The sequence below is a fragment of the Microbaculum mangrovi genome (genome assembly GCF_051390635.1).
Lineage (GTDB): Bacteria > Pseudomonadota > Alphaproteobacteria > Rhizobiales > Tepidamorphaceae > Microbaculum.
Window position 1 is genome coordinate 1,008,751 of record NZ_JBPODT010000001.1, and the last position, 22,325, is coordinate 1,031,075.

Consider the following 22,325-nt stretch of genomic DNA (forward strand, 5'->3'; position numbering starts at 1 on the left):
ATCCGATGGCAGTGCGGCCCGATGGCGGCACGGCCCGACGACGTAGACGGCCGGATCGATGACCTCGGTCCGCTCCGGCCCTCGATCCGCCCCGGCCCTCAGTCCGCCCTGGCGATACCGCGCTCCTTCAGCGCCGCGGTGATCTCGTCGAGGATCGCCGGATCGTCGATCGTCGCCGGCGTCTTGTAGGCCTCGCCGTCGGCGATCGCCCGCATGGTGCCGCGCAAAATCTTGCCCGAGCGCGTCTTCGGCAGGCGCCCCACGGTGATGGCCAGCTTGAAGGCGGCGACCGGACCGATCTTCTCGCGCACGAGCTGGATCACCTCCCGTTCGATCTCGGCCAGGTCCTTGGTCACGCCGGATTTCAGGACGATGAAGCCGGCCGGCACCTGTCCCTTCATGGAATCGGCGATACCGATGACCGCGCATTCGGCGACGTCGGGATGGCTCGCCAGCACCTCCTCCATGCCGCCGGTCGACAGCCTGTGCCCGGCGACGTTGATGATGTCGTCCGTGCGCGCCATGATGTATACGTAGCCGTCCTCGTCCTTGTAGCCGGCGTCAGCCGTGGCGTAGTGGCCGGGGTGCTCGGCGAGATAGCTGTCCCTGAAGCGCTGGTCGTTGTTCCACAGCGTCGGCAGGCAGCCGGGCGGCAGCGGCAGCTTCACGCAGATCGCCCCCATCTTCCCCGCCGCCACCGGCTGATGCGCCTCGTCGAGGATCCGCACGTCGTAGCCGGGCATCGGCACCGTCGGCGAGCCGTACTTGACCGGCAGCATGCCGAGGCCCACCGGGTCGGCGGCGATTGCCCAGCCGGTTTCCGTCTGCCACCAGTGATCGAGCACCGGCACGTTCAGCATTCTCTCCGCCCACTGGATGGTGTCCGGGTCGGCGCGTTCGCCGGCCAGGAACAGGGTGCGGAAGTGGCTGAGGTCGTACTTGCCGATGAAGCTGCCGTTCGGGTCCTCCTTCTTGATCGCGCGGAAGGCCGTCGGCGCGGTGAACAGGGCGGTGACCTTGTGCTCGGCGATCACCCGCCAGAACGTGCCGGCGTCGGGCGTGCCCACCGGCTTGCCCTCGAACAGGATCGTCGTGCAGCCGCGCAGAAGCGGCGCGTAGACGATGTAGGAATGGCCGACCACCCAGCCAACGTCGGACGCCGCCCAGTAGATCTCGCCGGGCTCGATCCCGTAGACCCCGTCCATGGACCAGTGCAGCGCCACCATGTGGCCGCCGTTGTCGCGCACCACGCCCTTGGGCTGTCCGGTGGTTCCCGACGTGTAGAGGATGTACAGTGGATCGGTGGCGGCGACCGGCACGCAATCGGCCTTCTCGCCCGCCGCCGCGGCCGCCGCGACCGCCTCGGCCCAGTCGACGTCGCGCCCCTCCACGAGCGTGGCCGTCTCCATCGGCCGCTGGTGGACCAGGCAGGTCGACGGCTTGTGGCTGGACAGCGCGATCGCCTCGTCGAGCAGCGGCTTGTACTTCACCACCCGTCCCGGCTCGATGCCGCAGGACGCCGACAGGATCATCTTCGGCTGGCAGTCGTCGATTCGGGTGGCCAGTTCCCGCGCCGCGAAGCCGCCGAACACCACCGAGTGCACCGCGCCGATGCGCGCGCAGGCGAGCATGCCGATCACCGCTTCCGGGATCATCGGCATGTAGAGGATGACCCGGTCGCCCTTCTCGATGCCGTGCTTCACGAGCACCGCGGCGAGCGTCGCCACCGCGTCGGTCAGCTCGGCATAGGTGAAGGTCTGCTTCGTGTCGGTGACCGGGCTGTCATAGATCATCGCCGGCTGGCTGGCGCGGCCGGCGAAGACGTGGCGGTCGAGGCAGTTGTAGGCGGTGTTGCATTCCGCCCCGACGAACCAGCGTCCGTAGACCCCCTGCGCGCCGTCGAACACCTTGTCCCAGGGCTTCGACCAGACCAGGTCACGGGCGGCCCCCGCCCAGAATCCTTCGGGATCCTTCCGCCAGCTCTCGTAGACCTCGTGATATCGGCTCGACATCGGGCGCTCCCTATCCTTTATCTCAAGTGTTTTTACAGACCGTCGCGCGATTGTGTCCTTGTGCCAGCGCAATGCAAGCCCCGGCCGTCGTGCGACTTTCGTCTCGGGCGAACCCGGTCTAAAAGCGCCGGGGCCCTCTCGCGGCGGAACCGGCATTTTCGATGATAACCGATCCTCTCTTCTATCTCGTCGCGGTGCCCGGCGTCCTGCTCACCGGCATGTCCAAGGGCGGCTTCGGCGGCGCGCTCGGCATGCTGGCGGTGCCGCTGATGGCGCTCGTCATATCGCCCGTGCAGGCCGCCGCCATCATGCTGCCGATCCTGATTGCGATGGATGTCGTCGGCCTGATCGCCTGGCGCGGCATCTTCGACGGGCGCGCGATCCGGATCGTCCTTCCCGCCGCGATGGTCGGCATCGCCGTCGGCTGGGCGACGGCGACCTGGGTCACGGAAGCCCACGTAAGGCTGATCGTCGGCGTCGTCGCCATCGTCTTCACGGTCGACTACGCGCTCGGCGGGGCGAAACGCCTGAGCCCCAAGCCGCACAACCGGCTGAAGGGCAGCATCTGGGGCGCGGTGGCGGGCTTCACCTCCTTCGTCAGCCATGCCGGCGGCCCGCCTTTCCAGATGTACATGCTGCCGCTCAGGCTCGACCCGAAGGTCTTCGCCGGCACCGCCATCATCTGTTTCTCCGTCATCAACGCGGCAAAGGTCGTGCCCTATTTCCTGCTCGGCCAGTTCTCGACCGCCAACCTGTCGACCTCCGCCGTCCTGCTGCCGCTGGCCCCGCTGGCCACGCTTCTCGGCGTCTTCCTGGTCAGGCGCTTCCGCACCGACGCGTTCTACCGCGTCATCTATGCCGCCCTGTTCCTGATCGGGCTGAAACTGACTTGGGACGGCGCCGTGGGGATCCTCTGGCCGGCGTGATCGGTCCGCGCCGACGAATTGCCTCCCCCCGGCGTCCGCGCTAGCGTCTTTGCGAAATCGGCGTAAAACCGGTGGGACGACACAACCGCGTTTGGAGAAACAGCGTGGCAACAGCCTACGACAGGGATCTCGACAAGAATCCGGCCAACTACCAGCAGCTGACCCCGCTCGCCTTCCTGGAGCGCGCGGGCAGCGTGTTTCCCGATCACACGGCGATCATCCACGGCAACGCCCGGACGACCTACGCCGACTTCTACGCCCGCGCCCGCCGGCTGGCCTCGGCGCTGGCCAAGCGCGGCATCGGCAAGGGCGACACGGTGTCGGTGATGCTCGCCAACACCCCGCCGATGCTGGAGGCGCACTACGGCGTGCCGATGACCAAGGCCGTGCTCAACACGATGAACACCCGCCTCGACGCCGCCATCGTCGCCTTCACCCTCGACCACGCCGAGACCAAGGTGCTGATCACCGACCGCGAGTTCGCCCCGACGGTGAAGCAGGCGCTGGCGCTGGCCAAGGTGAAGCCGCTGGTGATCGACTACGACGATCCCGAATACCCGCAGGACGGCGAGCGGCTGGGCGAACTGGAATACGAGGAGCTTCTGGCCGAGGGCGATCCCGATTACGCCTGGTCGATGCCCGACGACGAGTGGGACGCGATCTCGCTCAACTACACCTCCGGCACCACCGGCAACCCGAAGGGCGTCGTCTACCACCATCGCGGCGCCTACCTGCTGGCCCAGGGCAACGTGCTCACCGGCTCGATGAAGAAGCACGCGGTCTACCTGTGGACGCTGCCGATGTTCCACTGCAACGGCTGGTGCTTTCCCTGGACCCTGTCGGTCATCGCCGGCACCCATGTGTGCCTGCGCCAGGTGCGCCAGAAGCCGATCTGGGACGCCATCGCCGACCACCACGTGACGCATCTGTGCGGCGCGCCGATCGTCATGGCCACGATCCTGAACGCGGCGCCGGAGGACAAGCGCGCGCTCGACCACACCGTCGAGTTCTTCACCGCCGCCGCCCCGCCGCCCGAGGCCGTGCTCGCGGCGATGGCCGACAACGGCTTCAACGTCACCCATCTCTACGGCCTGACCGAGACCTACGGCCCCGCCGTGGTCAACGACTGGAAGGCGGACTGGGACGCGCTCGAAGGCCCCGCCCGCGCCGCCCGCAAGGCGCGCCAGGGCGTGCGCTACGCAGCGCTCGAGGCGCTGTCGGTGCGCGATCCCGAGACCATGGAGCCCGTGCCCGCCGACGGCGAGACCATCGGCGAAGTCATGTTCCGGGGCAATGTCGTCATGAAGGGCTATCTCAAGAACCCGGACGCCTCGCGGGAGGCCTTCGCCGGCGGCTGGTTCCATTCCGGCGATCTCGGCGTCATGCATCCCGACGGCTACATCCAGCTCAAGGACCGCTCCAAGGACATCATCATCTCCGGCGGCGAGAACATCTCTTCGATCGAGGTCGAGGACGTCATCTACAAGCACGCGGAGGTCCAGGCCGTCGCCGTCGTCGCCAAGCCCGACGACAAGTGGGGCGAGACCCCCTGCGCCTTCATCGAGGCGAAGCCGGGCAGCGACGTCACCGCCGACGACATCATCGCCTGGTGCCGCGAGCACATGGCCCACTTCAAGTGCCCGCGCACCGTGATCTTCGCCGAACTGCCGAAGACCTCCACCGGCAAGATCCAGAAATTCGTGCTGCGCGAGATGGCGAAGGAGGCGTGAGGGCAAAGCCGCCGTGCGTTAAGCGCCGCGCGCAAGTAAATACGACACGAAAGATGCGCACGCGCCCAGCATGAACAGTGCGTCCGCTTCGTCTACTTGTGATTCATCGCTGAAGACGAGGGCATGGCGTACGCCCTCTTCTTCGCACGAGTAGCCGTAGAGGGTGTCAAACGCTCTCTTAAGGCTACCATGCAGGTGATCGCGCCGTTCCAGAACCGCAAGCGCCTTGCCCAGGGTCTTGGTGCCGGGAGCGAGGCGTACCGCTGTCGCTTCTACGGCGTGAATGCTCTCCCGCACGCTACCAGCCCAATCCGATCTTCGTAACGCCACGCCCGCCGCGATAAGCTGCTTGCGCGCGGCTGTAGCATCTTTGGCCTCCGCATCCGCAATGGCACGCTCGAACGCGGCCACCTGCTCTTCTGTGCCGATGGCGGCGATGTATTGGTTGTCAATTATGCGATACGCGGCGCGTGCTGCGACAAACGCACCCGCTAACTCGCTCTTCAGTTCATCGCTACATCCGGGATGCCGGACGAAGAATTCAATCAGATTGAATAGGTTACCTATGTTGGCGCGTTGAATGAAGGTCTTAAGGCGCCTCTCGTTCTCGTAGACTCTAAAATTGAATCCATCTACGGATTTCCTGAAGAATAAAACATGCAGGTCCATCGCGACCCGCTTCCATCTCTTACTGAAAAAAGACGAATCGACCCCAGGACGCGATTCTCTATCTATCTCAAGGCTTATGTAATATTCTAAGTGCCGACGCAATTCGATGGACACTTCGCCCAGCTCAAGCTGCGGCGGAATTGGTTCTAGTCCAGCTCGCTGAGAGAACGGTATGTAGAGTTTGGAATCACCTTCCATACAGCGCTTATATCGCGATTCCCCGCGCGGGAATTAGAACAATATTAGAGCAACAGAATGTTCTCCTAAGCTTCCCACACGATGGCGCAAGACAATAAGGGACGATAACCATGCGCTTTACGGGCAAGTCCGTCCTGGTCACCGGCGCGACGCGCGGTATCGGGGCGGCCTGCGCCCGGGCGTTTCTGGCCGAGGGCGCGCGCGTGGCGATCAACGGGCGCACCGACACTTCGGTCGCCGTGGCGATGGCCCGCTACGAGGGCAACGCCAATGCGATCCCCGCCCCCGGCGACGTCGCCACGGTCGCCGGCTGCGACGCAGCCGTCGCCGCCGCGCTGGGCGCCTTCGGCGGGCTCGACATCCTCGTCAACAATGCCGGGGTGTTCTTCCGGGGCACGATAGAAGACACCGACGAGAAGGCCTGGGACGCGGTGATGAACGCCAACGTGAAGAGCGTCCAGTTCTGCACCCGCGCGGCCCTGCCCGCGCTGCGCGTCGCCCGCGGCACCATCGTCAACATCGCCTCGGAGTCCGGCCTCAACGGCTATCCCGGGACCACCGCCTATTGCGCCTCCAAGGGCGCGGTGGTGAACCTGACGCGGTCCATGGCGATGGAGCTTGCCCCCGACGTCCGGGTCAACGCGCTGTGTCCCGGCGTGGTCGAGACCGACATGGCGCGCGCCGGCTTCGCCATCGACGGCGACGAGGACGCCGGCATGCGCGAGCAGGCCGACGCCTATCCGCTGAAACGCATCGGCACCGTCGCGGAGGCCGCCGCCGCCGTCCTGTTCCTCGCCTCGCACGAGGCCGGCTTCATCAACGGCGCGGCCCTGCCGATGGAAGGCGGCGCGACGGCCGGGCAATGGTGATCCGTTGCGGCAGGGGTGATCCGTTACGGCAGGGGTGATCCCCTGCGGCAGGGGTGATCGGTTTCGGCAGGCCCGGAGGCGTATATCCGACCGGCGTATATCCGACCGGCGCCTATCCGCCCGCCGCCGTCGCGATATAGACCCGCGCCGCCTGAAGCACGTTGTTGGCGGCGACGGCGGCAAGCAGCAGACCCATGACCCGGGCGAGCACGTTGGCGCCGGACGCGCCGATGATTCTGCTGATCGGGTTGGCGAGCATCAGCGCCACCCAGAGCAGGAACAGGACGACCAGCAGCAGGACGACGGTATCGACCTGCTCGCCGAACGAATAGCGCTCCTTGTCGGTCAGCAGCACGACGACGAGCATCGCGCCGGGCCCGGCGATCCCCGGGATCGCCAGGGGAAACACCGCGATCGACTCCTCCGGCTCGGACCCCGGCGACGCCTCCACCACTTGCGGCTTGGTGTGGCCGAAGATCATGTTGAGCGCGAACAGGAACAGTACGATGCCGCCGGCGATCTGGAACGAATAGAGCGGGATGTTCAGCGCGCTGAGCAGGAACTGGCCGGCGGCGATGAAGAACAGCAGCACGCCGGCGGAAATCAGCACCGCCTTCGTGGCCAGCGCCCGCCGTTGCGCCGCGACCATGCCCGGCGTCAGCGCCAGAAAGAAGCCGACCGTGCTGAGCGGGTCGAGCATCACCCAGAGCGTCACGAAATTCGTGACCAGTTCATGCCAGTGAAGCTGGATCAGGTTCGCCCCCCCAAACGCCTTGGCGTCTTCTGCGCCGCGGACGGACTCACCCTTGCGGTGAATCGCCTTCACACAGCTTGCCCGAGAAACGCCGGCATTTGAACCGGGCGAACCGCAGGGGCGAAGGCCTGCCCCGGATTGTCGACGGGATGCCGGCGCCGAAGGGATATCGGGGCGGAGGGGATGTCGGCGCCGAAGGGATGCCGACTCGGGGGGATGCCGACTCGGGGGGATGCCGACTCGGGGGGATGCCGGCGCGGAGGAGATGCCGGCACGGATCCATGCCGATGCCGCGCCGCTTACCCCGGCTAGCCTTCCGAAAACACAAAAGCGCCCGCCTTACGGCGAGCGCTTCGTCGTATCCTCTCGGGTTCGAACACCCCGACCGGTCTTCATCGTGCCGGTCGGCGGCGGGAGGTCAGTGTACGGAAACCTTTCTCGTACGAAGTCGCTCGATTTCTTCTTTAAGTCTGAGTTTCTTCTTCTTCATGTCCGCTACGCGGATATCGTCGGCATGTGGCCGGGACATCTCCTCCTCGATTGAGCGCTCCAGCGCCCGGTGTTTTTCGACGAGTTCGGCCAAATGCGATGCGACCGTCATATGCACCTCCTATGCCGCTATGAAGGATGACTGGAGTGTGACATAAGCACCGTTTCTTGTCGACAAATTGGCACCCAGAAACCGTCCGGCAAGGTGCACCGCGCGGAACGGCGTGGATAACTCGCATTCCGCCCTTGACGGCGCGCGACCGGCCGGGGGCTTCTGGTATGGTATTATCTGGAACGGACCGTTCCCGGAGGCCTGCATTTGATGAGTGACGAGGACGAAGAATCCTTGCGCGACCAGTTGGTTGCCCTGCAACAGGAACATCGCGATCTAGACAGCGCCATCGCCGCGCTGGACGCGTCCGGTTCCGCCGACAATCTGCAGATCAAGCGGCTGAAGAAACGCAAGCTGTTCCTCAAGGACCGGATGTCGCACATCGAGGACCGACTGACCCCCGACATCATCGCCTGATCGTCGCCCGGTTGCCCGCGCCCGCCCGGCGTCGCCGCTCTCCGGAAGGCTCAGGACCCGCCGCGCCTGGCCCCGTCCATGGCCTCGTCGGCGCGGCCCAGCGCGGTCTCGGCGGAATCCGTCGCGGCGAGCGCGGTCGCACCCGCCGATACCGCCACGATCACCTGATGGCCGACGACCGAAATCGGGGTCCCGGCAATTGCCGCGGCCAGCGCGTCTGCCTTCTGCTCGACATCTTCGGCCGAGGCCGTCCACAGGATCGCGCCGAATTCCCGCCCCCCGAGCCGGCCGACGATATCGGACGCCCTGAGCCGCGACCGCACGCGCGCGACGACCTCGCGCAGCACCGCGTCGCCGGCCGCGTGGCCGTAGGCGTCGTTGATCGCCTTGAGACCGTCGACATTGAGGCAGATCAGCGCCGCGGGCGTCGCGTAGCGGTCGACCACGGCAATTGCCCGTTTCAGCTCGCGCATGAAGCCACCGCGGTTCAGCACCGGCAGCAGCGCGTCCTCGTCGGCCAGCGTCTCCAGTTCGGCGACACGGCGGCGCGCCAGGTCGAGTTCGCCGGTCAGCGCGTCGACGCGGGTCGCCAGCTGCAACACCATCGAGCGCACGTCATCGCTCAGATCGGTCGCATCGATGTCCTTGAGCGCGCCGTCGGGGGACCGCCGGGCCTGTCGGCGCGGCGACTCGGACCGCCGGACGGTATCCTTGGCGGCCTTTGCGCGCCGGGTGCGTTTCGTTTCCATTCCGAATCCCCGCTAACGCGCCAATATAACCGAATCGGCGGCGGATTAACCATGGTTCGCGACGGGCATGGCGTACGCCGTTGTGCGTATATCGCCTCCCCGGGATGCCGCCGTCGACGTCCGTGCGCGCTATCGTTCACACACGCTTGAACCCGGCCGCGCCGTCCCTATAATCCGCCGTTTTTCCGGGAGAACCGCGATGGCCGAAACGCCACCCGCCGAAACGCCATCCGCCGATACGCCGGCCGCCGATACGCCACCCGTGGCCATCATCATGGGAAGCCAGTCCGACTGGGCGACCATGCGCGCCGCCGCCGAGGCGCTGGATGCGCTCGGCGTCGCCTACGACGCGCGCATCGTCTCGGCCCACCGCACGCCGAAGCGGCTCTACGACTTCGCCTCAGGCGCGCGCGAGGCCGGCTTCAAGGTGATCATCGCCGGCGCCGGCGGCGCCGCCCACCTGCCCGGCATGGCCGCCGCGATGACGCCGCTTCCCGTCTTCGGCGTGCCCGTCGAATCGAAGGCGCTGAGCGGCCAGGACAGCCTCTTGTCGATCGTGCAGATGCCGGCCGGCGTTCCCGTCGGCACGCTGGCGATCGGCAAGGCCGGCGCCACCAATGCCGCCCTGCTCGCCGTAGCCGTGCTGGCGCTCGCCGACCCCGCCCTGGCCGCGCGGCTCGACGCCTGGCGCGCGGCGCAGGCCGGGTCGGTCGCCGACCGGCCGAGGGACGAGGCGTGAGCGCGCGCCCCGCCCCGCTTGCGCCCGCCCCGCTTCCGCCCGGCTCGACCATCGGCATCTTCGGTGGCGGCCAGCTCGGCCGCATGCTGGCGATGGCGGCCGCCCGCATCGGCATGTCCTGCCACGTCTACTGCCCCGACCCGGACAGCCCGGCCTTCGCCGTCGCCGCCGCCCGCACGGTCGCCGCCTATGACGACAGGGCTGCGCTGGAGGCGTTCGCCTCGGCCTGCTCCGTCGTCACCTACGAGTTCGAGAACGTTCCCGCCGAAACGATCGAGATCCTGTCGGGACTGGTCGCCGCCCGCCCCTCCGGTCGCTCGCTCGCCGTCTGCCAGGACCGGCTCGAGGAAAAGCGGCTGTGCGAGGACCTCGGCGTCGGCACCGCCGCCTGGGCCCGCATCGACGGCCCCGACGACATCCGCGCCGCCGTTGAGCAGTTCGGCGCCCCGGCGATCCTGAAGACGCGCCGGCTCGGCTACGACGGCAAGGGCCAGGCCAACGTCATGGGCCAGCAGGACGCCGACGCCGCCTGGGCCGCGATCGGCGAAGCCCCGGCCGTGCTCGAGGCGCGGGTGCCGTTCGTCTGCGAGGTGTCCGTCGTCGCCGCGCGTGGGGAGGACGGCACGTTCGCCGCCTATGACGTCGCCGAGAACCGCCACGACGGCGGCATCCTGCGGGTTAGCCGCGTTCCCGCCCGCATCTCGCCCGAGATCGCCGACGAGGCCGTCGATGTCGCCAGGAGCATCGCCGAGGCGCTCGGCCATGTCGGTGTCCTCGCCGTCGAGATGTTCGTTGTGCGCCAGGCGCAGGGCGACTCGCTGCTCGTCAACGAGATCGCGCCGCGCGTGCACAACACCGGCCACTGGACGATCGAGGCCTGCCCGCTGTCCCAGTTCGAGGCGCATATGCGCGCGGTCGCCGGTTGGCCGGTACCCTCGACGGCCCGTTTCGCCGACGCCGAGATGACCAATCTCATCGGCACCGACGCCGATGCCTGGCAGGCGATCGCCGCCCAGCCCGGCACGGCCCTGCATCTCTACGGCAAGGCCGAAAGCCGGCCGGGCCGCAAGATGGGGCACGTCACCCGGCTTTTTCCGCTTGGCGAAATGCCCGCGGGTTAATATTCTCGAAGTAGACTTGGACGTCGATTTCTGCTAATCGACCGCCCGATTTTCACTCTCGACCGGAATGGTCGCGGGAACTTCTGCCGGTCCGGTGTGGACCGACGAAAGTGAAATCGGACATTTCGAGCTGTATCGGATCACAGGAAGGGTGCGCGCGTGCAGGTTATCGTTCGCGAAAATAACGTGGATCAGGCTCTCAGGGCGCTCAAGAAGAAGATGCAGCGCGAGGGTATTTTCCGCGAAATGAAGCTTCGGAATTTCTATGAGAAGCCGTCCGTGAAGAGGGCGCGCGAGAAGGCCGAGGCGATCCGCCGGGCCCGCAAGCTCGCCCGCAAGCGCGCCCAGCGCGAAGGCCTGATCGCCGGTAGCCGCAAGCGCTGAGCCGGCCGCCGGACCAACGCAAACCGCGCGGGGTGCCCGTCCACCCCGCTCAAGCGATCCCAAAACTGCCGCAAATGGCATCTAGGCGGAACAGGTTCCGCCCCGAATCCATGCCGGCTACGCGATCCATGACCTATTCCTTCTCGGCAAGACGCGCGGTTGCGACGGCTGGCGCGGTGCTGGGCATCGGCCTCCTGGCCGCCTCCTGCCAGTCCCTGCCGAGCGAAACCTTCGCCTCCGCCGATACCGGCACCTTCGCCGGTGCCTCGGTGAACATCGCCTCGCTCAGCGAGGTCATCAAGCGCGAGCCCAACAATCCGAGCGCCTACAACGTGCGCGGAACCGCCTACGGCGCCTCTGGGCGCTACGACGAGGCGCTCGTCGATTTCGACAAGGCCATCCAGCTCGACCCGCAGTTCCACCAGGCCTACGCCAACCGGGCGCTGGTCTACCGCCAGCTCGGCAAGATGGACCAGGCGCTGAAGGACTACGACCAGGCAATCCGCACCGAGCCGCGCTACGCGCCGGCCTATATCGGCCGCGGCAACGTCTACCGCCAGTCCGGCCAGATCTCGCTGGCGCTCGCCGATTTCGACCGCGCCATCCGCCTGCAGCCGGACGATCCGCAGGGCTTCCACAACCGCGCCCTGATCTATCAGAGCCGCGGCCTGCACAATTTCGCGATCGAGGACTTCACCACCGCGATCGGCCTCGATCCGGCCGCGCCGGAGCCCTATCACGGCCGCGGCATCTCCAACTTCCAGATCGGCAACGTCGACGCCGCGCTCGAGGACTTCAACCGCGCCCTCGAGATCAACGTGCGCTACTACGAGGCCTGGACCAGCCGCGGCATGGCGCTGGAGGCGCAGGAGGACTTTGTCCAGGCGGTCGCCGCCTACAACCGCGCCCTGTCGATCAACGGCAACTACGCCCCCGCCAGGGAAGGCCTGCAGCGGCTGCGCGGCAAGGTTCCCGGCGGCGGCATCCTCGGCGTCCGCTGACCGCCCACCAGCTCAAAGCCCGCCACGTCAAAGCCCGCCACGTCAAAGCCCGCCACGTCAAAGCCCGTCCGCGACGATCTCGTCGTCGGAGAGCGCCCATCGCTGCGCCGTCGCGGCTAGCCTCTCGGTGACCGCCATGCGCGCGGCCCGGTCGCCGCTCAGGCGGGCGACGAAATCCGTCAGCGCGGCCGCATACCCGACATACGCCCTGACCCGCTCCAGCATCTCCGGCTGGGACAGCGCCGGATAGCCCGTCTCCGCGCCGCCGGTCTGCGACAGCAGCACCGGGCTTGCGTCCGGCGCCGCCGCGCCGCGCGTCGACACGTAGGCCAGCGGCCGGGCGATCGTGACGCCCTCCACGGTCGCCGAGACCGCGTGCGGCGCCGCCAGCACGTAGTTCACGCCGAGCGATTCGGTGGCGTTGATATGGGCGAGTTCCTCCGCCGGCATCATCAGGACGTGCAGCGCCGCGCGGGCGTCCGCCGCGCGGTGCCTCGCGCCGTGCCCCAATGGGAATGGATGCATCGTCGCCGGCACCGAGCCGTACGACGCGATATGGGCGGAATAGACGCTGACCGCGCCCGCGACCGTCGCCGGCGCGATCAGGATGGGCCGGGCCGCGTGCCGGCCGCGATACTTTCGGGCGAGCTGCACCGTCGAGCCGTTCGACCCCGCCGCGATCAGCACAACCGCGTCCTCGATCTCGATCGTCTGGTGCTCGGTGGTGATCGCGACCGCGCGCGAGGGCACCGGCAGGCGCAGCCCGGCGGCGACATGCCCGCGCTCCGGGCCGATGTCGACCACATGCGCCGCGTGCGCGCCGGAGCCGGGATCGAACAGCACCGGACCGGGATGGCGCGCATAGGGATAGCCGAGTGCCCGGGCGATCGCGTCGTCGCCCGGGCCTTCGCCCGGCTCTCTCGCCGGCGCTCCGGGCAAGTCCACGTTTGGTTCGCTGGTGGGGTCCTCGGGCATGGCGCCAACAGATAGCGGGCGCGCCCGGCTTGTCCAGACGCCGCCGGACGGCGCGACGGCCTCCCGGCGGCGTCCGCGATGTCCCGCTACTTGTTGAGCGGCTGGATCGTCAGGATGACGCGCGTGGGCTGGAACACCTGCTGGTCGCTGCCCTGGTTGCACACGTCGTCGAAGCCGAAGCCGTAGGCCAGCCTCTTGTAGGCGTAGCGATGGATGGTCTTCGAGTACATGTTGACCGGCGCGTTCCGGTAATAGGCGGTCGTTGCCGGGCACGCGCTGATCGAGTTGCTGGCGAGCATGGTGGTCCGCATCAGCGTCGCCTGCACCATCGTCATCAGCTCGCCGGCGCCGGTTTGCAGATCCGCGTCGCCCGCCGGAGACACGGTCGGCGCCCACGCCTGATAGGCCTGCATGGTGGTCGGCTTGGCGAAGGTGACGGTGCCGCCGGCCCCCGTGCGGGTGAACACCAGATCGGTGCCGCTGACCGCGCCGGTGAAGCCCTGGGTCGGTCCCGTCGTCCTGGCAACGACGGTCTTGGCCGCGCTGCCCCCGGTGTACTTGTTCCACACCGAGTCGATGTAGCCGTCGAACTGGTCGGCCGGGAACACGCCCATGCTGATGCCGTTGTAGGGCGAGATCACCCGTAGCGGGATCTTCTTCCTGCCGCCGATGACGAGCCGCTTCCACGGCGCGCCGGCCTTCTTCATGGCGGCGAATATCCGCTTTCGCGCCTTGGCCGACTTGAACCCGCCGCGCAGCGTCGCCGGATTGTTGTTGGCGTCGACGCCCACGAAGGTGAACAGCATCGGCAGCCCGAACATGTCCACCTGCGTCTGGTTGCCGTTCAGGTAGGTCGCGTTGGCGGGAAGCTTCGGGGGAACCGGCGCCGGCTGCGGGCCCCAGCTGTATTCGAACCAGTCGAACAGCGTGCGGAAGTTCGGGTTCTTGCCGCCGGTCGGATCCGACTGCGACCAGCCGGAGGGCGTGCTCGGCACGCCGCCGGCGCTCGTGAACTTGAGCTTCCGGCCGTAGGACACGTAGACCCGGGTGTTCATCATCTCCGGGACGCGGATGGTGACCTTCTTCTTGTTCCCGAAGGCCAGCCCGTAGGCCTGGTAGCTGGTGCTGTTCGGAAAGGTGCTCACCGTCCCGGCCGGGTGAGCGACATAGTAGCTCGTGCCGTTGTACGTGCCGTAGACGAACACGAACATCTTGCCGCGTCCCGACCTGTTGACGATCGTCAGCGGCACCGTGCGCAGGTGCACTTTCGCTTGGATATCTTGGGCCGCGCCCGCTGCGCCGGAGGGCGCGACGGCTATCGTCACGGCAGCAGCGCAGGCGAATGCCAGAACGGCGAACGCACGCGCCAGCGTCTTGAATGAGATCATGTGGTCCAGCCCCAGGGTTGCCGGCGACCGAACGACACGATTGTCACGCGTAGTCGCCGCGCGGACGGAGACCTTGCCTGCAACGACATAATATTTCGTGAACCTGACGAGCCTGGACGACCAGCAAACACGACCCTTTTCGGTCGCAATACAGACAGAATCCGAATGGACATAGAAAAAGGGGCGCCGGAAAGGGCGCCCCAGTCAATTGTTACCGCCCCGTTACTTAATCGGCAGGATGTCGATCCTCATCCAGTCGGGATCATGCACACCGATATAGCTCGACTGGCTGCACGTATCGTCGTAGCCGAAGGCATAGGCCTTGCGCGCGATCGACGGCTTGTGGATCGCCTTGGCATACTCGTTCACCGGAGCATTCTTGTAGAAGCTCCTCTTCCTGCACGACTCGAGATTGCCCTGCTTGTTCAGCGTGGAGCGCAGGAAAGCGCCCTGAAGCAACGCGCCGATCGCGCGTGCCTGCTGTTCGACGAGCACACCGCCCGGCATCGGATCGGGCAGGATCGCGCCCTCGTAGACCTGCCGCGTCGTCGGCTTGGGGAACGAGAAGGACGTGGCCGGGTCGCCGTCCTTCTTGAACACCAGATTGCCGTTCTCCACCTGGCCGGTGTAGGCCACGTTCTGCGGCTTGGCGGTCATCTTGCCGGTCTCGTAGGTCTTCCAGACATCGTTGATGTAGGAATTGAGCTGCTTGGTCGGGAACACGCCGGCGTCCATCCCGTGATAGGGCGCGATGGCGCGCCGCGGATTCCGCTTCCTGCCGACCAGCAGTTTCTTCCAGGGCCGCTTCGCCTGCCTCAGATCGGCGAGGATCTGCCTGCGCGAGTATTTCGCGCGGAAGCCGCTCCGCTTGACCACGGGAGTGGTGTAGTCGCCCTGCTTGCCGGCGAGCTTGATGCGCGTGGCGAAGCCGAACATGTCGACCTGCGTGGCGTTACCGCCCAGCGTCGAGTGCGGGCCGTCCTGCACCCAGGTGAACTCGGTCCAGTCGAACAGCGTCCTGTAGTTGGGATCGCCCTTGGACCAGCCGGCCGGCACGCCCGGCACGTTGGCGGACGAGACGGTGAGCTTCAGCGGCTTGCCGAAGGAGAAGTAAATCCGCATGGCCTGAAGCTGCGGCAGGGTGATCGTGGTCCTGCGCGCCTTGCCAACGCTGAAGCCGAACGGCACCGGCGTCGTCTGCTCGGTGAAGGCGGCAATGTTGCCGCTCTTGTCGGTCATGTAGTACCAGGTCGGACCGTCCATGCCGACAACATAGACGTACAGATCCTTCCTCGATCCGGACTTGTTGATCAGCTTGAACGGAATGGTCGGCAGCACTTCCGCGGCCGCGGCGGCAGTTGGCGCGGCGGCAGCCGGCGTGACGGGAACCGTCCCCGCCAGCGCGAGAGCGCCGAGGACGATCGCCCCCGTTAAGGCGCCTCCGGACACGGTCCTGGCAATCGCCCCCCGTGTTGTGGCTATGAAGCTCTTCATGGTTCTGGTGTACCTCGCTCTTCAGGTCTTGCCGGGCCCTGGAACGAGACGGTCGCCGTGCCGTTTTTCCGCGGACGAACGGCATGACGAAGATTTCGAGGCCGGATCAGTACCGGCCTCGCTGGTGCCCCAGACCTCTTGGCCTGCAGCTTCCGTATACGTGATGTGTTAACGACTTTGCCGACTTCGCGAATTTATTTGAAAGAAAAAACATCGGCGAGGGACCGGGCGGTGACGATGACGGCCCAGCCCGACAGACCGGTCCTCCCGGCCGAACAGTCCGCCCGACCTGTAAGTCCGCCCGGTCTATCAGTCGGGCTGCCACAGGCAGGTCTTCTTGCCGTTGCCGCCGGTGTAGCAGGTACAGGTGTACTGCACCCCGTTGCGGAACCTGGTCTCGCCCTCGGGGCAGGCCATGGCCGGCGTGGCGACAGCGGCGAAGGCAGCGACAAAGCCGACGGCGGTGAGAAGAACGGCGCGTGCCCGTTGTGTCATCGGTGTCATCGGATTCTCCTTTGGAGATACCTACGGCACGTCCCGCCGAATGGACCAGTTTCCCCCGCCGCGTGTGCGGCAAAGAAAAAAGCCGCGCGGGATACCCCGCCCCCAATACCGCACAGAAAAAGCCGCGCGGGGTACCCGCGCGGCTTCCATCTTATTTGAGAGACAAGGCATCGATCGCGGGACCAGCGTCGAGCCGGGCCTGCGGCGCCTCGGATACGGCATCCACGACTTCGCGCGTTCTGGCGGGAAATGCAAAGCGATCAACTCAACCTCGTCCCATTATCCCCGTCCTGATTGCCGTACTCGCCTGCTGGAACCGCTTCTTCGGGCAAGGATTTTATTTCCGACTTATGTGCGATCGACTATCGGCCCGTGCGGGCTCGCGGATCGCGCATGTGCTGCCATGGGCTGCAGACGTGATTGCGCGCACCATTGAAACCGGAGGCATGAGATGAGGCTGAGAGCCACGATTGAAGGGGTCGTCCTCGCGACGTCTGTCCTGTTGTGCAACGGCGCGGCGTACGCGCAGGATATCCCGCAAAAAGAAGCCGACACGATCGCGGTGGAGGCTTATCTCTACCTCTATCCACTCGTCACCATGGATCTGACACGCCGGCAAGTGACCAGTCTGGATCCGTCCACCGATGCCTTCGGTGGCGTGCAGAACTGGTTCACCAATGTCCGTGCATATCCGACCGCCGGCCAGAAGGCGGTGGTCCGGCCGAACTTCGACACGCTCTATTCGTCCACCTTTCTCGATCTGACCGGGGAGCCGATGATCATTTCGGTTCCCGATACGGGCGGGCGCTACTATCTGCTGCCTATGCTCGACATGTGGACGGATGTCTTCGCCTCTCCCGGTTGGCGGACTACCGGCACCCAGGCGGGCAATTTCCTGGTTACCCCGCCCGGCTGGAAGCCCGGTCTGGGCCGGGATTTTGCCAAGGAGCTGGGCCTGCCGGAAGGCACGCAGCGGATCGACGCGCCGACGCCGTATGCCTGGATCATCGGGCGCACCAAGACCGATGGACCGTCCGATTATGCGGCCGTCCACGCCATCCAGGACGGGTACAAGATCACGCCTCTGTCCCAATGGGGACAGGAGGTCACGGAACCGAAGTTCTCGCCCGACCCCACCGTCGATACGAAAACGCCGCCGAAGATCCAGGTCGATACCATGGCTGGCAAGGACTACTTCGCCTACGCCGCCGAGCTGCTCAAGATCAATCCTCCGCACACCACCGATCAGCCGATTATCGCGCGGCTGAAGCGTCTCGGTATCGAGCAAGGCGAGAGTTTCGATTTCGACAATGCCGATCCGGTGGTAAAGGCGGCCATCGAGGCTGCTCCGAAGACCGCTCAGCATCTCATGGCCTGGAAGACGCCCACGATCGCACAATCCGTCAACGGATGGTCGATGGACGTCGACACGGTGGGCGTGTACGGCAACTACTATCTGAAGCGCGCGATCATGGCGCAGATCGGTCTCGGCGCCAATGTACCGCAGGACGCGGTCTATCCGATCACGCTCACTGACGGCAAAGGACGGCCGCTCGACGGTGCGAACGACTACGTGCTGCATTTCGAGGCGTCCGAGATCCCGCCGGTGGACGCCTTCTGGTCGGTGACTATCTATGACAATGACGGCTACCAGATCGCCAACAGCCAGAACCGGTTTGCCCTGTCGAGCTGGATGCCCCTTCAGCACAATCCCGACGGGTCGCTCGACCTCTATTTCCAGAGGGAAAGTCCCGGCGCGGACAAGGAAGCCAACTGGCTGCCGGCGCCCGACGGCGAGTTCAACGTGACGATGCGGCTCTATGCTCCCCGGCCCGACGCGCTCCTCGGAAAATGGGCGCCTCCGGCCATCGGCAGGATCCAGAAGCTCTCACCACACACGGCGCAGTAGCCGTCCGGGCCGAGACATGACCACGCCGGCGACACCCGGCCTCGACAGCTCAAGAAACACACCCAAGAAACACACGACGAAAGACACATGAAACGCATCGCATTCTGGGCCTTGATTGCCCAACTCGCCGCCTCCCTCGCCGCGCCCGTTTTCGCTCAGACGACCGCTCCGGAAGGTGGAAGTCTCGCGGAGAACGTCAAAGCGCTTCGCTCCTACGCACCGAAAACCAATCCCGGTCGGACGGACTTCAGTGCGACCGATCGTGCCGCAATCGCCAATCAGATCTACGCGTATTCCTTCGCCTACGACAACGCGGATGCGGACGCGTGGTTCAATCTGTTCACGCCCGACGCCGTGTTTGTCGCCGGTGTCCCCGGCGAGACGCCGGTCGCATTCTCGGGCGAGGGTTTCAGAGCGTTCTGGACCGCGCGGCTGAACACGTTCCGCGCGTCCGGGAATTTGCGCCGGCATTTGATGTCGAACATCCTGTTTCTCGAACAGACCGCCGACACGGCGCATGTCAGTGTCGTCGGATTGCTGACCAATGCGAAGGACGGCAAGACCTTCAGCGACGTGACGAGCCTCAACTACGAAGGCTGGTTGGTGAAAGGTCCGGACGGGTGGAAGATCCAGCGCTGGCATGACTTTCCGGATTCCGTCGTGCCTCAACAGTGAGATCGACAACGTCGCCGAGGCCTAAAGTCCCTCCTTTCACGGCCGCCGTCGGAGCGCTGTAGCCGTGAAAGGCAATGTTGCGTGTCCCGGACTTGAGGACGGAATTCCCCTGAGCTTCGCAAACCAGAGGACGACGGTCTCTTTTCCCTGAAACATGTTCCCGTTGCCGGCATTGTGGCCGCGGCGGCGACGGCGCGACTTTCGATGACTTCCCGGCTTGCGCACCACGGCGACAGTCGCCATGGTCCGCATCGCATTCTTCGCGGTTTGCGTTGTTTCGGGGAAGTAGGTGACAGACCGAGGGCCAATTTTCATAGTCAGAGCCGGCGGCTTTGGCCCTCTCCCTGCCGTCTTCAAGCGGCGCGCCGGTGAAAGAGCATTGTGGGGGGCCTTCGAGCAGGAGGGGCTTCCCGTAGAGCTGATCGGCGCGCCGCAGACGGCCGTTCCACTCCGCGCGATGATCGGCCTCTTCGAGCGATGCGCACGCGAATTGGATGACCGGGCATTCGGGCTCGACGTCGGATTCGAGATGCAGAGGTCCTGGGGATTCGGTTTGTGGGGCCGGTATGGTGCGCTTGCCCCAACCCTCGGATCGGCGATCGCGCGATACAATCGGACGTTCCGGGCCCACGCGTCCGGCGGCAAACTGGAGCTGATCCGACGCGGCTGCCATTGGCTGTGGCGCCATGTGAGACAGGATCTCGACATTCCCACCATACAGCATGTTGACCATCGGATCGGACCGATGGTCGCCCTTGCACGGGAGTTCCTCGGCCAGACCTGGTCACCGGAGTGGGTCGAGGTGTCGTACCCGCGGGATCCCGAAGCGCATGTGATGGAAGACCGTCTGCAGATTCCGGTGTACTTCGGCTGTCGGGGCACGGGGATCGTATTCAGGTCCGAAGACCTGTCGGCACGGAAGATCCAGAAGCCGGTAGACGACTCCAAGGTCATCACATTGCGGGAAGTCGTTGCCGAAGCCGTTCTGTCACAGGCGCCCGAGCCGGCCCGCTCGCTGTCGGCCATCGTCGCCCTTCGTCTGCTGGATGGGCACACCGACATCGAAGGCACGGCGCGTATGGCCGGGCTGAGCGTCCGGAGCCTGCAACGGCAGCTCCTGGAAAACGGACATTCCTATCGGGAGATTGTGACCGTCGCGCGCAGGGCGCGGGCGGTCGGCCTGTTACGGGAAACCGACCGCCCGATTGTCGATATCGCAATGCTGCTCGGCTACGCGGACCACGCCAGCTTTACCAGGGCGTTCCATCGCTGGCTGCAGTGTTCTCCCTCGGAGTTCAGACGCCGCGGCCATCGAAACGCCGCGGCGTAAAGTACCCCCTACATCGACTTGACGATCTCCTCGGCCATCTTCTTGGCGTCGCCGAGCAGCATCATCGTGTTGTCGCGGTAGAACAGCGGGTTGTCGATACCGGCGTAGCCGGACGCCAGCGAGCGCTTCACGAACATCACCGTGCCCGCCTTCCACACCTGCAGCACCGGCATGCCGTAGATCGGCGAGGACGGGTCGTCTTCCGCCGCCGGGTTGGTGACGTCGTTGGCGCCGATGACGAAGGCCACGTCGGTCTGCGCGAACTCCGAGTTGATGTCCTCGAGCTCGAACACCTCGTCGTAGGGCACGTTGGCCTCGGCGAGCAGCACGTTCATGTGGCCGGGCATGCGGCCGGCGACCGGGTGAATGGCGTATTTCACCTCGACGCCGTGCTCCTTGAGGGTGTCGGCCATCTCCCTGAGGGCGTGCTGGGCCTGGGCGACCGCCATGCCGTAGCCCGGCACGATGATCACCTTGCTCGAGTTCTTCATCAGGAAGGCGGCATCCTCGGCCGAGCCGAGCTTGACCGGCTTCTGCTCGCCGCCGCCGGACGCCGCCGCCGTCTCGCCGCCGAAGCCGCCGAGGATGACGGAGATGAACGAGCGGTTCATGCCCTTGCACATGATGTAGGACAGGATCGCGCCCGACGAGCCGACCAGCGCGCCGGTGATGATCAGCGCGGTGTTGCCGAGCGTGAAGCCGATGCCGGCCGCCGCCCACCCCGAATAGGAGTTGAGCATCGAGATCACCACCGGCATGTCGGCGCCGCCGATCGGGATGATGATCAGGATGCCGATCAGCAGCGACAGCGCCGTGATCGTCCAGAACACGGTGTGGCTCTCGTTCGTAACGAAGGCGACCACCAGCACCACGATCGCCACGGCGATGGCGATGTTGATGAGGTGGCGGGCCGGCAGCATGATCGGCGCGCCGCTCATGCGCCCGTCGAGCTTGAGGAAGGCGATGATCGAGCCGGTGAAGGTGATGGCGCCGATGACCACGCCGATCGACATCTCGACGAGGCTGGCCCCGTGGATGCCGCCGGGCGTGCCGATGCCGAAGGCCTGCGGCGCGTAGAGCGCGGCGGCCGCCACCAGCACCGCCGCCATGCCGACGAGCGAATGGAAGGCGGCGACGAGCTGCGGCATCGCGGTCATGGGGATGCGCCGGGCGATCAGCGCGCCGATGGCGCCGCCGATGGCGATGCCGAGCACGATCAGGCCCCAGGACATGATGCCCGAGGGGGCGGCCAGCGCCAGCGTCGTCAGGACGGCCAGCGTCATGCCGGCCATGCCGTAGAAGTTGCCCTGGCGCGAGGTCTCGGGGCTGGACAGCCCGCGCAGCGCCAGGATGAACAGGACGGCGGAAACGAGATACAGGAGTGCGGTGATGTCTGCGCTCATATCGCCGGCCTCACTTCGCTTTTTTCTTGTACATGGCCAGCATCCGCTGGGTGACGAGGAACCCGCCGAAGATGTTCACCGAGGCGAGCACCAGGGCGGCGAAGCCGAAGCCGCGCGCCCAGCCGGTGCCGGCTTCCATGATCCCCGAGGCGTCGACGCCGACGGCGAGCAGCGCGCCGACCACGATCACCGAGGAGATGGCGTTGGTCACCGACATCAGCGGCGTGTGCAGGGCCGGCGTCACCGACCAGACCACGTAGTAGCCGACGAACACCGCCATGACGAAGATCGACAGGCGGAAGACGAAGGGATCGATCGCGCCGCCGGTGGCCGCGTGCGCGGCCGCGCCGACCGCCTCGCTCAGGGAGTCGGCTACGGTTTGCGCGTGGGCGGCGGCGGCGTCGGCCGCCTTCTGGGCCTTGGCGGCGAGCCGCTCGGCCTTCTGTATGGCTTCCTCGGGTGTCAGACCGGCCATCG

The 22,325-nt window shown here is 66.2% G+C and carries 22 protein-coding genes; 11 read left to right on the top strand and 11 right to left on the bottom strand.

Features of this window, described 5'->3' with window-relative positions; all coding sequences use genetic code 11:
* Positions 1-98: 98 nt before the first annotated feature.
* Complete coding sequence (locus tag ACSF9G_RS04870; RefSeq protein ID WP_436638982.1) at positions 99-2,012, bottom strand: propionyl-CoA synthetase; 1,914 nt, start codon at positions 2,010-2,012, stop codon at positions 99-101.
* A 161-nt stretch (positions 2,013-2,173) separates the two neighbouring features.
* Between ACSF9G_RS04870 and ACSF9G_RS04875 the strand changes: the two genes are divergently transcribed.
* Both ACSF9G_RS04875 and ACSF9G_RS04880 read left to right on the top strand, forming a co-directional pair.
* Positions 2,174-2,938, top strand: a complete 765-nt coding sequence (locus ACSF9G_RS04875; RefSeq protein WP_436638984.1) for a sulfite exporter TauE/SafE family protein — start codon at positions 2,174-2,176, stop codon at positions 2,936-2,938.
* 104 nt (positions 2,939-3,042) lie between these two features.
* Positions 3,043-4,668, top strand: a complete 1,626-nt coding sequence (locus ACSF9G_RS04880) for an acyl-CoA synthetase (RefSeq protein ID WP_436638986.1) — start codon at positions 3,043-3,045, stop codon at positions 4,666-4,668.
* 18 nt (positions 4,669-4,686) lie between these two features.
* Here the strand turns inward: ACSF9G_RS04880 and ACSF9G_RS04885 are convergent, their stop codons facing one another.
* Positions 4,687-5,535 carry an AbiJ-NTD4 domain-containing protein gene (locus ACSF9G_RS04885; RefSeq protein ID WP_436638988.1) on the bottom strand — a complete coding sequence of 283 codons (849 nt, stop codon included), beginning with the start codon at positions 5,533-5,535 and terminating at the stop codon, positions 4,687-4,689.
* Between the two features lie 110 nt (positions 5,536-5,645).
* On the opposite strand from ACSF9G_RS04885, the gene ACSF9G_RS04890 reads away from it, so the two are divergent.
* Positions 5,646-6,404, top strand: a complete 759-nt coding sequence (locus ACSF9G_RS04890) for an SDR family NAD(P)-dependent oxidoreductase (RefSeq protein WP_436638990.1) — start codon at positions 5,646-5,648, stop codon at positions 6,402-6,404.
* Positions 6,405-6,516: 112 nt separating this feature from the next.
* On the opposite strand, the gene ACSF9G_RS04895 is transcribed toward ACSF9G_RS04890, so the two are convergent.
* Both ACSF9G_RS04895 and ACSF9G_RS04900 read right to left on the bottom strand, forming a co-directional pair.
* A complete protein-coding gene (locus tag ACSF9G_RS04895; RefSeq protein ID WP_436638993.1) occupies positions 6,517-7,230 on the bottom strand; it encodes a MarC family protein in 714 nt (237 codons plus the stop codon).
* A 346-nt stretch (positions 7,231-7,576) separates the two neighbouring features.
* A complete protein-coding gene (locus tag ACSF9G_RS04900) occupies positions 7,577-7,759 on the bottom strand; it encodes a YdcH family protein (protein WP_436638995.1) in 183 nt (60 codons plus the stop codon).
* Between the two features lie 210 nt (positions 7,760-7,969).
* On the opposite strand from ACSF9G_RS04900, the gene ACSF9G_RS04905 reads away from it, so the two are divergent.
* Positions 7,970-8,176: a YdcH family protein gene (locus tag ACSF9G_RS04905; protein ID WP_436638997.1), complete on the top strand. Its 207-nt coding sequence runs from the start codon at positions 7,970-7,972 to the stop codon at positions 8,174-8,176.
* Positions 8,177-8,226: 50 nt separating this feature from the next.
* Here ACSF9G_RS04905 and ACSF9G_RS04910 read toward each other — a convergent pair whose 3' ends face one another.
* A complete protein-coding gene (locus ACSF9G_RS04910; protein WP_436639000.1) occupies positions 8,227-8,925 on the bottom strand; it encodes a GGDEF domain-containing protein in 699 nt (232 codons plus the stop codon).
* Positions 8,926-9,124: 199 nt separating this feature from the next.
* On the opposite strand from ACSF9G_RS04910, the gene purE reads away from it, so the two are divergent.
* The 4 genes from purE (at position 9,125) to ACSF9G_RS04930 (ending at position 12,170) form a co-directional block, all read left to right on the top strand.
* Positions 9,125-9,664, top strand: coding sequence for a 5-(carboxyamino)imidazole ribonucleotide mutase (gene purE, locus ACSF9G_RS04915; protein ID WP_436639002.1), 540 nt, complete (start codon positions 9,125-9,127; stop codon positions 9,662-9,664).
* Entirely contained in the window at positions 9,661-10,785 is a 1,125-nt protein-coding gene (locus ACSF9G_RS04920) for a 5-(carboxyamino)imidazole ribonucleotide synthase (RefSeq protein ID WP_436639004.1), read from the top strand. Before purE ends, ACSF9G_RS04920 begins: the two co-directional genes overlap by 4 nt.
* A gap of 159 nt (positions 10,786-10,944) precedes the next feature.
* Positions 10,945-11,169, top strand: coding sequence for a 30S ribosomal protein S21 (rpsU, locus tag ACSF9G_RS04925; RefSeq protein ID WP_436639006.1), 225 nt, complete (start codon positions 10,945-10,947; stop codon positions 11,167-11,169).
* 128 nt (positions 11,170-11,297) lie between these two features.
* Positions 11,298-12,170, top strand: a complete 873-nt coding sequence (locus ACSF9G_RS04930; RefSeq protein WP_436639009.1) for a tetratricopeptide repeat protein — start codon at positions 11,298-11,300, stop codon at positions 12,168-12,170.
* Between the two features lie 57 nt (positions 12,171-12,227).
* Here the strand turns inward: ACSF9G_RS04930 and ACSF9G_RS04935 are convergent, their stop codons facing one another.
* The 4 genes from ACSF9G_RS04935 to ACSF9G_RS04950 all read right to left on the bottom strand — a co-directional run bounded on the left by ACSF9G_RS04935 (position 12,228) and on the right by ACSF9G_RS04950 (position 16,531).
* The gene (locus tag ACSF9G_RS04935) at positions 12,228-13,115 is read right to left on the bottom strand and encodes a hypothetical protein (RefSeq protein WP_436639011.1); all 888 of its coding nucleotides are present in this window, start codon (positions 13,113-13,115) and stop codon (positions 12,228-12,230) included.
* A gap of 116 nt (positions 13,116-13,231) precedes the next feature.
* Positions 13,232-14,533 carry a beta-1,3-glucanase family protein gene (locus ACSF9G_RS04940; protein ID WP_436639013.1) on the bottom strand — a complete coding sequence of 434 codons (1,302 nt, stop codon included), beginning with the start codon at positions 14,531-14,533 and terminating at the stop codon, positions 13,232-13,234.
* Between the two features lie 222 nt (positions 14,534-14,755).
* Positions 14,756-16,027, bottom strand: coding sequence for a beta-1,3-glucanase family protein (locus ACSF9G_RS04945; RefSeq protein WP_436639015.1), 1,272 nt, complete (start codon positions 16,025-16,027; stop codon positions 14,756-14,758).
* A gap of 309 nt (positions 16,028-16,336) precedes the next feature.
* Positions 16,337-16,531, bottom strand: coding sequence for a hypothetical protein (locus tag ACSF9G_RS04950; protein WP_436639017.1), 195 nt, complete (start codon positions 16,529-16,531; stop codon positions 16,337-16,339).
* Between the two features lie 451 nt (positions 16,532-16,982).
* On the opposite strand from ACSF9G_RS04950, the gene ACSF9G_RS04955 reads away from it, so the two are divergent.
* From ACSF9G_RS04955 to ACSF9G_RS04965, 3 genes are all read left to right on the top strand, one after another.
* Positions 16,983-18,440, top strand: a complete 1,458-nt coding sequence (locus tag ACSF9G_RS04955) for a DUF1254 domain-containing protein (protein WP_436639019.1) — start codon at positions 16,983-16,985, stop codon at positions 18,438-18,440.
* A gap of 87 nt (positions 18,441-18,527) precedes the next feature.
* A complete protein-coding gene (locus tag ACSF9G_RS04960) occupies positions 18,528-19,115 on the top strand; it encodes a nuclear transport factor 2 family protein (protein ID WP_436639021.1) in 588 nt (195 codons plus the stop codon).
* A gap of 289 nt (positions 19,116-19,404) precedes the next feature.
* Complete coding sequence (locus ACSF9G_RS04965; RefSeq protein ID WP_436639024.1) at positions 19,405-20,445, top strand: AraC family transcriptional regulator; 1,041 nt, start codon at positions 19,405-19,407, stop codon at positions 20,443-20,445.
* Between the two features lie 8 nt (positions 20,446-20,453).
* On the opposite strand, the gene ACSF9G_RS04970 is transcribed toward ACSF9G_RS04965, so the two are convergent.
* Together ACSF9G_RS04970 and ACSF9G_RS04975 are read right to left on the bottom strand one after the other, a co-directional pair.
* Positions 20,454-21,848 (bottom strand): NAD(P)(+) transhydrogenase (Re/Si-specific) subunit beta, encoded by a 1,395-nt coding sequence (locus ACSF9G_RS04970; RefSeq protein WP_436639026.1) that lies wholly within the window; start codon positions 21,846-21,848, stop codon positions 20,454-20,456.
* A 10-nt stretch (positions 21,849-21,858) separates the two neighbouring features.
* On the bottom strand, positions 21,859-22,323 hold the full coding sequence (locus ACSF9G_RS04975) for an NAD(P) transhydrogenase subunit alpha part 2 (RefSeq protein WP_261615259.1): 465 nt from the start codon (positions 22,321-22,323) through the stop codon (positions 21,859-21,861).
* Between the last annotated feature and the right edge of the window lie 2 nt (positions 22,324-22,325).